The sequence below is a fragment of the Kineococcus sp. DHX-1 genome, assembly GCF_042473625.1.
GTDB lineage: Bacteria > Actinomycetota > Actinomycetes > Actinomycetales > Kineococcaceae > Kineococcus.
Window position 1 is genome coordinate 1781368 of the sequence record NZ_CP170445.1, and the last position, 11839, is coordinate 1793206.

Annotated in this window: 13 protein-coding genes and 1 riboswitch; of the genes, 7 read left to right on the plus strand and 6 right to left on the minus strand. The window is 74.4% G+C overall.

Translation table 11 applies throughout. The annotated features are described in order from the left end of the window. The first annotated feature begins 6 nt into the window (after nt 1-6). The 3 genes from ACFEMC_RS08545 (at nt 7) to ACFEMC_RS08555 (ending at nt 2011) form a co-directional block, all read left to right on the plus strand. Nucleotides 7-690: a MerR family transcriptional regulator gene (locus ACFEMC_RS08545; RefSeq protein WP_380176686.1), complete on the plus strand. Its 684-nt coding sequence runs from the start codon at nt 7-9 to the stop codon at nt 688-690. A 69-nt stretch (nt 691-759) separates the two neighbouring features. Continuing rightward, a complete protein-coding gene (locus tag ACFEMC_RS08550) occupies nt 760-1239 on the plus strand; it encodes a bifunctional nuclease family protein (protein WP_380175425.1) in 480 nt (159 codons plus the stop codon). A 160-nt stretch (nt 1240-1399) separates the two neighbouring features. Then, entirely contained in the window at nt 1400-2011 is a 612-nt protein-coding gene (locus tag ACFEMC_RS08555) for a MerR family transcriptional regulator (RefSeq protein WP_380175427.1), read from the plus strand. A 73-nt stretch (nt 2012-2084) separates the two neighbouring features. Here the strand turns inward: ACFEMC_RS08555 and ACFEMC_RS08560 are convergent, their stop codons facing one another. Together ACFEMC_RS08560 and ACFEMC_RS08565 are read right to left on the minus strand one after the other, a co-directional pair. Next, nucleotides 2085-2774, minus strand: a complete 690-nt coding sequence (locus tag ACFEMC_RS08560) for a hypothetical protein (protein WP_380175429.1) — start codon at nt 2772-2774, stop codon at nt 2085-2087. 121 nt (nt 2775-2895) lie between these two features. Continuing rightward, entirely contained in the window at nt 2896-3678 is a 783-nt protein-coding gene (locus ACFEMC_RS08565; RefSeq protein WP_380175431.1) for a ParA family protein, read from the minus strand. A 103-nt stretch (nt 3679-3781) separates the two neighbouring features. After that, nucleotides 3782-3878, plus strand: a riboswitch (glycine riboswitch). 79 nt (nt 3879-3957) lie between these two features. Between ACFEMC_RS08565 and gcvP the strand changes: the two genes are divergently transcribed. Genes gcvP through ACFEMC_RS08580 form a run of 3 tightly spaced genes read left to right on the plus strand, consistent with a single transcriptional unit; the run spans nt 3958 to nt 8436 of the window. Further along, a complete protein-coding gene (gene gcvP, locus ACFEMC_RS08570; RefSeq protein WP_380175433.1) occupies nt 3958-6828 on the plus strand; it encodes an aminomethyl-transferring glycine dehydrogenase in 2871 nt (956 codons plus the stop codon). A 35-nt stretch (nt 6829-6863) separates the two neighbouring features. Beyond that, on the plus strand, nt 6864-7349 hold the full coding sequence (locus ACFEMC_RS08575) for an NfeD family protein (RefSeq protein ID WP_380175435.1): 486 nt from the start codon (nt 6864-6866) through the stop codon (nt 7347-7349). Nucleotides 7350-7368: 19 nt separating this feature from the next. After that, the gene (locus ACFEMC_RS08580; protein ID WP_380175437.1) at nt 7369-8436 is read left to right on the plus strand and encodes an SPFH domain-containing protein; all 1068 of its coding nucleotides are present in this window, start codon (nt 7369-7371) and stop codon (nt 8434-8436) included. Nucleotides 8437-8557: 121 nt separating this feature from the next. Here the strand turns inward: ACFEMC_RS08580 and ACFEMC_RS08585 are convergent, their stop codons facing one another. Genes ACFEMC_RS08585 through ACFEMC_RS08600 form a run of 4 tightly spaced genes read right to left on the minus strand, consistent with a single transcriptional unit; the run spans nt 8558 to nt 10950 of the window. Continuing rightward, nucleotides 8558-9298 carry a phosphotransferase gene (locus ACFEMC_RS08585; protein WP_380175439.1) on the minus strand — a complete coding sequence of 247 codons (741 nt, stop codon included), beginning with the start codon at nt 9296-9298 and terminating at the stop codon, nt 8558-8560. Further along, nucleotides 9295-10014, minus strand: a complete 720-nt coding sequence (locus ACFEMC_RS08590) for a cytochrome c oxidase assembly protein (RefSeq protein ID WP_380175441.1) — start codon at nt 10012-10014, stop codon at nt 9295-9297. The genes ACFEMC_RS08585 and ACFEMC_RS08590 overlap by 4 nt, the downstream gene beginning before the upstream one ends. Beyond that, a complete protein-coding gene (locus ACFEMC_RS08595; protein ID WP_380175443.1) occupies nt 10011-10442 on the minus strand; it encodes a DUF2243 domain-containing protein in 432 nt (143 codons plus the stop codon). The genes ACFEMC_RS08590 and ACFEMC_RS08595 overlap by 4 nt, the downstream gene beginning before the upstream one ends. 1 nt (nt 10443) lies before the next feature. Further along, nucleotides 10444-10950 carry a hypothetical protein gene (locus tag ACFEMC_RS08600; RefSeq protein WP_380175445.1) on the minus strand — a complete coding sequence of 169 codons (507 nt, stop codon included), beginning with the start codon at nt 10948-10950 and terminating at the stop codon, nt 10444-10446. 41 nt (nt 10951-10991) lie between these two features. Here ACFEMC_RS08600 and ACFEMC_RS08605 point away from each other — a divergent pair, with 41 nt between their 5' ends. After that, nucleotides 10992-11804, plus strand: coding sequence for an MBL fold metallo-hydrolase (locus ACFEMC_RS08605; RefSeq protein ID WP_380175447.1), 813 nt, complete (start codon nt 10992-10994; stop codon nt 11802-11804). The last annotated feature ends 35 nt before the right edge of the window (nt 11805-11839 follow it).

Sequence of the window (11839 nt, forward strand, 5' to 3'; positions counted from 1 at the left end):
CCCCGGATGACCATCGGGGAGGTCATGGCGATCCTGTCGCCGGAGTTCTCCGACATCACCATCTCCAAGATCCGCTTCCTCGAGGAGCAGGGGCTCGTCGAGCCCGGGCGCACGCCGTCGGGCTACCGGAAGTTCTCCTCCGACGACGTCGACCGCCTGCGGTACGTCCTGTCCGCGCAGCGCGACCACTACCTGCCGCTCAAGGTCATCCGTGAGCACCTCGAGGCGATGGACCGCGGCCTGCAGGTGCCGGACCCGGTGGACGCGGCTCCGCGGGTCCCCGGGACCGAACCCCCCGTCTCGGCCGGCGTCGAGCGCTTCGACGGCCACGCCGCCGGTCTGCGGCTGACCCGGGGCGAGCTGCTGCGCGAGTCCGGGGTCGAAGCCGACCTGCTCGACGCCCTCGAAGGGTTCGGTGTGCTGTCGCCGGCCCCCGGTGGCCCCTGGTACGACGGCGAGGCCCTCGAGGTGCTGCGCGCGGCGTCCGCCCTCGCGGCGCACGGCATCGAGGCGCGGCACCTGCGGATGTTCCGGACGGCCGCCGACCGCGAGGTCGCACTGGCCGACCAGGTCGCCGCGCCGCTGCAGCGGACGGGGCAGCGCGACCAGGTCGCGCGGGAGATCGCCGCGGCTGGTCTGCGGCTGCACACGGCCCTCGTCGCGGGCGCCCTCGGACGCACCGTCCGCTGACCCGGCGGCACGTGTCCGCGCGTCGGTTCCGGCGGGGTGCCGGACTCCGGCGAGGGGTACGGTGAACGGGTGCGAGCACTCGATGTCGTCGGTGTCAGGGTCGAGATGCCCTCCAACAACCCCATCGTCCTGCTGCGGGAACGCGACGGGGACCGGTACCTGCCCATCTGGATCGGGGCGCCGGAGGCCAGTGCGATCGCCTTCGCCCAGCAGGGCGTCGTCCCGCCGCGCCCGCTGACGCACGACCTGCTCAAGGACGTCATCGAGGCCGTGGGCCGCCGGGTCGAGGAGGTCCGGATCGTCGCGGTCAAGGACAACGTCTACTACGCCGAGCTCGCCTTCGACGGCGGCCTGACGGTCAGCTCGCGCACGTCGGACGCCATCGCGCTCGCGCTGCGGGTGGGCTGCCCCATCGTCGGTGCCGAGGGCGTGCTCGACTCCGGGGGCGTGCCCGTCCCCGACGAGGACGAGGACGAGGTGGAGAAGTTCCGCGAGTTCCTCGACCACATCACCCCCGAGGACTTCGAGTCCGACTCGGGGGAGCGCTGACGGTCCCTCCGCCGGGCCGACCGCCGGGTGGGTCACAGAAGGGTCACGGGTCGCGCCGCGCCGCGCGCCTCGTTGACGCTCCGGGGGTGCTCTTCTACGGTCGGTGTGCAGGACGCTCCCGGACGAATCCTCGTCGGGTGGCGATGACGAGGAGGCCGGCGTGAGCAGTGGCGACGCAGTCGCGGGGTCGTCGCGGAAGGTGTCCCGACCCGTGCGTGCACAGGGTCTGCTCTTCGCCGAGGACCTCCCGGACCTCGACGAGGAAGTCGGGTACCGCGGTCAGACGGCCTGCAAGGCCGCCGGCATCACGTACCGGCAGCTCGACTACTGGGCCCGCACCGGACTCGTCGAACCCAGCGTCCGCGGGGCCTCCGGTTCCGGGTCGCAGCGCTTGTACGGGTTCCGCGACATCCTGGTCCTGAAGGTCGTGAAGCGGCTCCTGGACACCGGCGTCTCGCTGCACCAGATCCGCACCGCCGTCACGCACCTGCGCGAGCGCGGTGTGGACGACCTCGCCCAGATCACGCTCATGTCCGACGGCGCCAGCGTCTACGAGTGCACCTCCGCCGACGAGGTCATCGACCTCGTCCAGGGTGGCCAGGGCGTCTTCGGCATCGCGGTCGGCCGCGTGTGGCGCGAGGTGGAGGGTGAGCTGGCGTCGTTGCCGAGCGAGCGCCCCACCGACCGCGAGCAGCCCGAGGCCCCCGCCGACCCAGCCGTCGTGCTGGCCGACGAGCTCTCCCGCCGCCGCGCCGCCCGCGAAGCCGGCTGACCTCTGCCCCTCCCGGCCTCACCCTGCGTCACGGCGCGCCTGGCCGGGTGGGGCGCGTGCAGCTCCCGACCCCTCAGTCCAGCAGCTCGGCGCGCGGCAGCGCCTGCAGCGCGAAGGGGTCGGTGACCCAGTCGTGGGCGTCCGGCAGCCAGATGACGGCGGCCAGCAGCGAGTCCGCCCACGTGCTGAGCAGCTCGTCGAGACCGACGCGCCAGGAGTGCTGGTAGCCCTCGCCGTCGTCGGCCAGGACGAGCTGCTCCACCACGGCCCGGCTCGAGCCGAGGCGGACGGCGATGAGCTCCTCGTCGCGGGCGAACACCGGCAGCAGGGCCGGCGGCGCCGCCAGGCCCGGCCCCTGACCGGCGGCGCGGGCGACGGCGTCCTCGAGCCGCAGCGGAACCCAGCCGCCGGGGCCGACGGTGGGGGAGCTGGTCCGGAACGCCGTCCGCACGGGGTCGACCCCGTCGACGGCCCGCCACCACGCCCGGGCGGCGCGGGGGATGAGCAGGCCCATCTGCCGCTCCACCGCGTCGAGCTGGGCGTCGTCGACGCCCGGACGCAGTCGCGTGGCGATGTCGGCGCCCGAGCGCGTCCAGTGCGAGCGGAGCCGCTGGACCAGCGCGCTGATGCGGTCGGCCTCGGGGTCGACCGGAACGGTGCGGCGGCCGGTCGCCGGCGGTGCGGCGGCCCGGGCGGGACGGACGACGCGCGCGGGGGCTTCAGCGCGCGGGGACCCGGTGAGGGGGGTGTTGGACGACGTCACGAGACCTCCTTGGACCCGCGGCGGGCGCGGGGAGAGCGGGGGCGGCACCAACAGGACCATTGTGCGCACGACCCGTCGACTGACGGTAGGCGCAGCGCAACCTTCCTGCACGTTGTGACGTCTAGAAACTCCCTGAGGTTCCCCTGGACGCCTGCAGGACCCGGTCGAGCAGCGAGTCGAACTGAGCCGCAAGCGTTCTCGCCGTCCGCGTCTTCAGCGTGTGCAGGGGGACGCCGGCGCCCTGGGACTGCGGGACGGAGACGCGGTCCGGCAGCGGGTCGAGGACCAGGTCCCCGAAGAGGCCGCGCAGTTCCTCGAACCGGAACCGCTGCTCACCCGAGCGCTGGGTGAACCGGTTGACGACGACGCCCACCACGGCCGGGCCGGACCGCAGCGACCGCACCTCGCGCAGCGTCCGGTCGACGGCGGCGACGGAGAACCGGCTGGCGTCGGAGACGACGAGCACCGCGTCCGCGGCGCGCCACGCCGAGCGGGTCAGGCCGTTGAGGGAGGGGGGCGTGTCGAGGATCGCGAGGTCGTGGTCGTCGAGCTTGCGCAGCGCGCGGCGCAGCGCCTTCAGCTCCTCCTCGTCGGCGTCGGGGGTGTCGCGCCGGGCCGAGTCCGCGGACCCGCTGACGACGTCCAGCAGCCCGGGGTGGTCGTCGACCCACCCGCTCGGCGCGACGGCGTCCTCGGCGACGTGCCGCTTCGGCGAGGCCAGCACCGCTGCGACGTCGTGCGGGCGCTGGGCGGTCACGTCCAGCCCGGAGGTCGCGTCGGCCTGCGGGTCCAGGTCCACGACCAGGGTGCTGGTGCCGCGGGCCAGGGCGGCCGACGCGAGACCCAGGACGACGGAGGTCTTGCCGACACCGCCCTTGGCACTGCAGACGGCGAGGGTGATCACGCCGCACAACCTAGCGCCGACGGGCCCAGGCGACCGGTCCGACGCCCCGCGCCGTCGCCGACGGGGACCTCGGCCCGCGACCCCGTAGACTGACCGCGGCCGTTCACCCCGTGTGGGAGAGACTCCGACCCGATCCGGGCCGGGGCGCCGAAGGGGCAACATCCCCGGAACCTCTCAGGCGGAAGGACCACGTGGGGCAGGCCGCTCTGGAACGTGCCGTCCGCGGCGTGTGACAGACGGGGAGGTCCGTCCGCGCAACGCCAGACCTCCGGAGCGTCCATGACCTCGCCGTCCGTGCCCGTCGACCGCGAACTGCCGCAGTTCACCCCCGAACCCGCCGCCCTGCCGTTCAGTGCCCGGCACATCGGCCCCGACGCGGCCGCCGTGGCCCGCATGCTCGACGTCGTGGGCCTGTCCTCCCTGGACGAGCTCGTCGACCGCGCCGTCCCCGCGGGCATCCGCGACGGGGTGCTGGACCTGCCCGAGGCCCTCGACGAGACGTCGGTGACGGCCGCGCTGCGCGCCCTCGCCGGCCGCAACCGCGTCGTCCCCTCCCTCATCGGCATGGGCTACCACGGCACCCGGACCCCGGCCGTGGTGCGGCGCAACGTGCTGGAGGACCCCGCCTGGTACACGGCGTACACGCCGTACCAGCCGGAGATCTCCCAGGGCCGGCTCGAGGCCCTCCTGAACTTCCAGACCGCGGTCACCGACCTCACCGGCCTCGACATCGCGAACGCCTCGCTCCTGGACGAGGGCACCGCCGCCGCCGAGGCCATGACGCTCGCCCGGCGCACCTCCAAGGCACCCCAGGGCGCCGTCTTCGCGGTCGACGCCGACGTGCTGCCGCAGACGCTGGCCGTCCTGCGCACCCGCGCCGTCCCGCTCGGGATCGAGCTGGCCGTCGTCGACCTCGACGCTCCCGAGCCGCTCGATGGCGTCGGGGACGTGTTCGGGCTGCTCGTGCAGTACCCCGGGACCTCGGGCCGGGTGCGCGACCTCGCGGCCGTCGTCGCCGACGCCAAGGCCCGGGGGGCCGTCACCGTCGCCGCGGCCGACCTGCTCGCCCTCACCGTCCTCGTCCCGCCGGCCGAGTTCGGCGTCGACGTCGCGGTCGGGTCCAGCCAGCGGTTCGGCGTCCCGATGGGCGCGGGCGGTCCGCACGCCGCCTACATGGCCGTGCGCAAGGGCCTGGAGCGTTCCCTGCCGGGCCGGCTCGTCGGGGTCTCCGTGGACGCGGACGGGAACAAGGCCTACCGCCTGGCGCTGCAGACCCGCGAGCAGCACATCCGGCGCGACAAGGCGACGTCCAACATCTGCACCGCCCAGGTGCTGCTGGCCGTCATGGCCGGCTGCTACGCCGTCTGGCACGGCCCGGACGGCCTGCGGGCCATCGGTCTGCAGGTGGCCCGCCGCGCGTCCGCGCTCGCTCAGCGGCTGCGCGACGGTGGCGTCGAGGTCGTGCACGACGCGTTCTTCGACACCGTCCTGGCCCGGGTGCCCGGTCGCGCGGACGAGGTGGTGGCCGCCGCGCTGGCGGCGGGAGTCAACCTGCGCCGCGTCGACGCCGACCACGTCGGGCTGACCGTCGACGAGACCACGTCCGAGGCGCACGTCGCCGCGGCCCTGACCGGTTTCGGCCTCGCCGCGGCCGACGTGGCCGCCGAACCCGCCCTGCCGGACCACCTGCGCCGCACGTCGGAGTTCCTCACCCACCCGGTGTTCTCCCAGCACCGGTCCGAGACGGCGATGCTGCGCTACCTCAGCCGGCTGTCCGACGCCGACTACGCCCTCGACCGCGGCGCGATCCCCCTGGGCTCGTGCACGATGAAGCTCAACGCGACGACCGAGCTCGAGCCGATCTCCTGGCCGGAGTTCGCCGACCTGCACCCCTACGCCCCGGCGGACCAGCTCGCGGGCACGGCCGAACTCGTCGCCGACCTCGAGCGCTGGCTCGCCGAGGTCACCGGGTACGACGCCGTTTCGTTGCAGCCCAACGCCGGTTCGCAGGGCGAGTTCGCCGGACTCCTCGCGATCCGCGCCTACCACGTGGCGCAGGGCCAGGGCGAGCGGACGATCTGCCTCATCCCGAGTTCCGCGCACGGCACGAACGCCGCCAGCGCGGTCATGGCCGGGCTCAAGGTCGTCGTGGTCGCGTGCGACGAGGCCGGGAACGTCGACCTGGACGACCTGCGCGCCAAGATCTCCCAGCACGCCGACGACCTCGCGGCGCTCATGGTCACCTACCCGTCCACCCACGGGGTGTACGAGGAGTCGATCCGCGAGGTCTGCGCGCTCGTCCACGACGCCGGTGGCCAGGTCTACGTCGACGGCGCGAACCTCAACGCGCTCGTCGGGCTAGCCCGGCCCGGGAAGTTCGGCGCGGACGTCTCGCACCTGAACCTGCACAAGACGTTCTGCATCCCGCACGGCGGCGGCGGCCCGGGCGTCGGGCCCGTGGCGGTCCGGTCCCACCTCGCGCCGTTCCTGCCCTCCACCGCGCCGGACACGGACGGCGTCGGGATGGTCTCGGCCGCGCCGTTCGGGTCCGCGGGGATCCTGCCGATCCCGTGGGCGTACCTGCGGCTCATGGGGCCCGACGGGCTGCGCGCCGCCACGGTCCAGGCGGTCCTGTCCGCGAACTACGTGGCGGCCCGGTTGTCCGGGGCGTTCCCGGTCCTCTACCGCGGCCCGGGCGGGCTCGTCGCCCACGAGTGCATCCTCGACCTGCGGCCCATGACGAAGGCCACGGGCGTCACGGTCGACGACGTCGCCAAGCGGCTCATCGACCACGGGTTCCACGCCCCGACGATGTCGTTCCCCGTCGTCGGCACGCTCATGGTCGAACCGACCGAGAGCGAGGACCTCGCCGAACTCGACCGGTTCTGCGACGCGATGCTCGCCATCGCGGCCGAGGTGCAGGAGATCGCCGACGGCCGCTGGGCGGTGGAGGACTCCCCGCTGCGGCACGCCCCGCACACGGCGGCGTCCCTCGTCGGGGAGTGGGACCACCCGTACTCGCGGGCCGAAGCGGTCTACCCGGCGGGGATGGACCCGCGCACCAAGTACTGGCCGCCGGTGCGCCGCATCGACGGTGCGGCGGGAGACCGCAACCTCGTCTGCTCGTGCCCGCCGCTGTCGGAGTACTGACGGGTGCGTAGGATCCCCGCCAGGGGGTGATCACCGTGGAGTTCCTGGACGCCGTGCTCGACCGCAGCTGGTTGCTGTGGATCGCGGCCGCGCTCGTCCTGGGAATCTTGGAGATCACCGCGATCGACCTGGTCTTCGCCATGCTCGCCGGCGGCGCCCTCGCGGGCGCCGCCGCCGATGCACTGGGGCTGGGTTTCGTCGGGCAGGTGCTCGTGGCGGCCGTCGTCGCCGCCCTGCTCATCGGGACCATCCGCCCCGTCCTGCTGCGACGGTTGCGGATGCCGCCGGTCGGCACCACGAACGCGGCCGCGCTCGTCGGGCGACCCGCGCTCGTGCTCGCCGACGTCACGGTCCGCGGCGGGCAGGTCAAGCTCGCCGGTGAGACGTGGTCGGCGCGGTCGGCCGGTCCGGCGTTCGCGGCGGGTGACGACGTGGTGGTCACCGCGGTCGACGGCGCGACGGCCGTCGTCGGACCCCTGCCCGCAACCCCGCCGCCGACGGCGGTCCCGGGGGAACCCTGATGGACCGAGAGGCACGCTGATGGACAACGTCGTGACCCTGATCGTCCTGCTGCTCGTCATCCTGTTCGCGGTGACGGTCATCATCCGGACGATCCGGATCGTCCCGCAGGCCACGGCCGTCATCGTCGAACGCCTCGGTCGCTACTCACGGACGCTGGACGCCGGGCTGCACTTCCTCGTGCCGTTCATCGACAAGGTCCGCGCGAACGTCGACCTGCGCGAACAGGTCGTCTCCTTCCCGCCGCAGCCGGTCATCACCTCCGACAACCTCGTCGTGAGCATCGACACGGTCATCTACTACCAGCCGACCGACCCGAAGTCGGCGACGTACGAGATCGCGAACTACATCCAGGGCATCGAGCAGCTCACGGTCACGACGCTGCGCAACGTCATCGGGTCGCTCGACCTCGAGCAGACCCTCACGAGCCGCGACCAGATCAACGGCCAGCTGCGCGGGGTCCTCGACGAGGCGACCGGACGCTGGGGGATCCGCGTGAACCGCGTGGAGCTCAAGGCGATCGACCCGCCAGCGAGCGTCCAGGACTCCATGGAGAAGCAGATGCGCGCCGAACGCGACCGGCGCGCCGCGATCCTCAACGCCGAGGGGTCCAAGCAGTCGCAGATCCTCACCGCGGAGGGCGAGAAGCAGTCCTCGATCCTGCGGGCCGAGGGGCAGGCGCAGGCCGCGATCCTGCGCTCGCAGGGTGAGGCGAAGGCCATCACCCAGGTGTTCGACGCCATCCACCGCGGCGACCCGGACCCGAAGCTGCTGGCCTACCAGTACCTGCAGACGCTGCCGCAGATCGCCCGCGGCGACGCGAACAAGGTGTGGATCGTCCCGAGCGAGCTCAACGACGCTCTCAAGGGTTTCGGATCGATGTTCTCCGCGCACGGTGGCCCCGACGCCGCCGCGCCCCGCCGCCGCGAGACCCCGGACGGCGACTCCGCCCACGACGCTGCCCACGACGCCGGTCTGCCCGACGTCGTCCTGGAGGACCCGGCCGAGGCGCTCAAGCGCGCCCGCGAGGAGGCCGCCGGTGCTGCGCGGGACGCCGAGGGCGCGACCCGCCTCAGCAAGGACGACTAGCCGCCGCGTACGGGATGTCTGCACGCCGACTCCTGTTGGGCCCCGGGAACCCCGTTCCCGGGGCCGGCCTGCAGACATCCCGTACGGGCGCCGACCAGGACTCCTCCGTTGGCGACACCCGTCAGGGACTCAGCAGGTGCCGGTGGGTCTCGCTCCACCGGACCCGCTCGGCCAGTTCCTCGAGGTGGCCGTCGCGCACCCACGTCACCTGGGGCTCGACGCCGCGGCCCGCCAGGTGGCGGACCCGGTCCACCGTGGCCCTCTGCCGGGCGACGACGGCGTCGACCAGGTCCTCCGTCCCCGTCCAGCCGTAGGCGGCCAGGAACACCCGGATCCGGTGCGGCCGGTCGGGCCTCGCCGTGAAACCCCGCCACCGCAGGGCTTCCGCGTCGCTGCGGAACGGGGCCAGTTGCTCCAGCGCGTACGCCACGTCGTCGAGGACCGGTCCCAGGTGGGCGAGGTCCCAGTCGAGCAGACCGACAGCCTCCCCGCCCCGCCAGACGACGTTCCACGGCCCGGGGTCGCCGTGGCAGACGACCTCGGCGGGTTCCACCGTCGGGGTCGCCCACTCCGCCTCCGGCCCGGGCACGTGGTCGCGGCTCGCGTCGTGCACGCGCCGCAGCAACCGGGCAAAGGACGCAAGTCCCACGTCGGTGGCCTGCGCCGGCCAGCAGTCGGCCCCCGCGGCCCCCGGCAGGAACGACACCACCTCGACCGAGCCGTCCACCGCGACGGGCCGTGGCACGCTCCCAGGCAGCCGCCCACCCAGGTGCACCAGGAGACGGTGCACGGTCGGTGTCCAGGTCTGGGCGGGGCGGCGCACGAGGCCGTCGACGACCTCGACCCGGTCCGACCCCGTCACCCCGCCAGAGTGGCGCACCCTGCTGCACCGCGCGCGGCACGCGGCGCGGTCCGCCGGTACCACCGCGACCACACGGCGACGGCGGTGCCGACCTCCACGGCGTCGCCCCCGACGAACAGCAGCTCCGCGGCGGGCCCGGCGCCGGCCGCGAACCAGAGCTTGGCCGTGACCCCGTGGACGGCGGCGACGACGAGGAGGGCGAGCGTGCTCGTGACGGTCCCCGGTCGTCCCCGCACGGGGTCGGGACCCGCGACGACCGTCGCGAACAGCCAGCTCGCGAGGGACATGTGGACCATGAGCGGCCCGTGCAGCGCGTGCGGGACGGGCGCCAGGTAGAACAGCGGGGCGCCGGAGGCCGCGAGGACCGTCGCGACGGGCCACCACGTGACGGTGCGCGCCCACCGGCCGTGCAGCACCCGCACGAGGAGCCGCCGCGGCCGGGAGGGGAGCACCCGCAGAGCGAGGGCGACCGGGCCGGACAGCGCGAGGAGCACCGGTGCGGCCATCGTGGCCACCAGGTGCCGCACGGTCTCGGCGACGCGGGGGTCACCGGTCTCCGGCCACAGGGCCGCCACGGCCAGGAGCGCACCCGCCGCGAGGGCCGCGGTGCTGCGGGTGAGGGGCCAGGCGTCGCCGCGCCGGTGCAGGACGTGCTCGGCGGACAGGTGCACCGCCGGCAGGACGACCGCGGGGACGAGGAGCGCGGTCCAGGTCACGCGCGGCGCCGCCGCCGCAGGACCAGTAGGAGGACGCCGGCGAGCACCCCCAGCGCCCCGGTCAGGTTCCACACCAGGTCGTAGGGCCACAGCTCCACGCCGTACCGGACCTGGTGCAGCCCGAACACCTCGTGCTGCACCAGCCCGTCGTACAGCTGGAAACCGCCCCACCCCAGCAGGACGCCGGCCGCCACCCGCCGGCCCACGAGCGCGTGCCGCCGCTGCAGGTCCGCGACGACGAACAACCCCGCCACGGTCGCCAGCCAGCTGCCCGCGTGGAACCAGCCGTCGGACACCAGCCCCGCCGTGCTCGTCGACCGGTCGTAGAAGTGGTGCCAGTGCAGCAGCTGGTGGAACACCACCTCGTCGAGGAACCCCGCGAACCCCACCCCGCAGAGCAGACCCGCCACCAGCGACCGGGCGCGCACGTCAACCGGCGAGGACGTCGCGGACGGCGGTGCGGCGCAACCGCTCCAGGACCTCGACCTGCCGTTCGGCGCGCTCGAGGAGGACGTCCAGGGCCTCGAGATCGAGCCGGGAGCCGAGCGGGCCGCCGGCGCCGGCCAGCTCCCGCAGGCTGCGCCAGCCGGCGGCCTTGCCCTCCACCCCCAGGAGCAGCCCCTCCAGCTCGACCACGGTGCGCAGCGGCGACCGCCGCACGAGACGACCGTTGGGCTTGAGGGCTCCCACCGCCTCCGCGACGCGGGCGGCCACCTGCAGGTGGCGCCGCCGCGGCACGCCGAGGACCCGCATCCACCGCAGCAGCTCGCGCCGGTCCTCGACGACCCCGGCGTGCAGCACCGCGAGGGCCCGGCCGGTCTCCGTCCCCGCGTGCGCCCGCGCGGCCCGGGCCAGCCGGGCCAGGCCGGCGCTCGCACCGGCCAGGTGGTCGCCGAGGTAGACGGTCAGCAGGTCGTGCGGGGCGAGTTCGTCCACACGGGGCGACTACCCGGGCCCGGAGCGGGTAACCCCCCGGGGTGGACAGCCCCCGCCTCGCGCTCACCTTCATCGGCACCGCCACCGTCCTGCTGCGGTGGGGGCCGCTGACGCTGCTCACCGACCCGAACTTCCTGCACGCCGGCCAGTACGCGTACCTGGGAAAGGGCATGGTGTCGCGGCGGCGGACCGAGCCGGCGCTCGCGGTCGAGGACCTCCCGCCGCTGAGCGGGATCGTGCTGTCGCACCTGCACGGTGACCACTTCGACCGGGTCGCCCGCCGGGGGCTGGACGCGTCCGTCCCCGTCCTGACGACCCCGCACGCCCGCACCCGCCTCGAACGCCGGTACGGCTTCGAGGACGTGCACGGGCTCGGGACGTGGGGGGAGCACGTCCTCGTGGCCGGCGGGCAGCAGGTGAGGGTCACCGCCGTCCCGGGCCGGCACGCCCGCGGCCCGCTGCAGGTGCTGCTCCCACCCGTCATGGGCAGCGTGCTGGAGTTCGGGGCCGTCGGCGGGCCCGTGCAGCGCCGCGTCTACGTCTCGGGGGACACCCTCCTCGTCCCCGAGCTGCGCGAGCTGCCGCGACGCTTCCCCGACCTGCACCTCGCCGTGCTGCACCTGGGCGGGACGACGTTGCCGCCCGGGTCGCCGCGGGGCCTGGTCGTCACGATGGACGGGGTGGCCGGGGCCGACCTCGTGGAGCTCGTCCGGCCGGTCGCGGCGGTCCCCGTCCACCACGACGACTACGGGGTCTTCCGTTCGCCCCGGTCCGACTTCACCGGCGAGATGGCCCGACGAGGCCTCGGGTCGGTCGTGCGGTGCGTCGAGCCGGGCGAGACCGCCTGGTTCTGACACCCGTTCCGAGGTGCCGACGGGGCCGGCGCTCG

Coding starts and splice junctions, on each gene's coding strand:
- gcvP (WP_380175433.1), top strand. CDS start 3,958: ATGACCTCGCCGTCCGTGCCCGTCGACCGCGAACTGCCGCAGTTCACC.
- ACFEMC_RS08580 (WP_380175437.1), top strand. CDS start 7,369: ATGGACAACGTCGTGACCCTGATCGTCCTGCTGCTCGTCATCCTGTTC.
- ACFEMC_RS08545 (WP_380176686.1), top strand. CDS start 7: ATGACCATCGGGGAGGTCATGGCGATCCTGTCGCCGGAGTTCTCCGAC.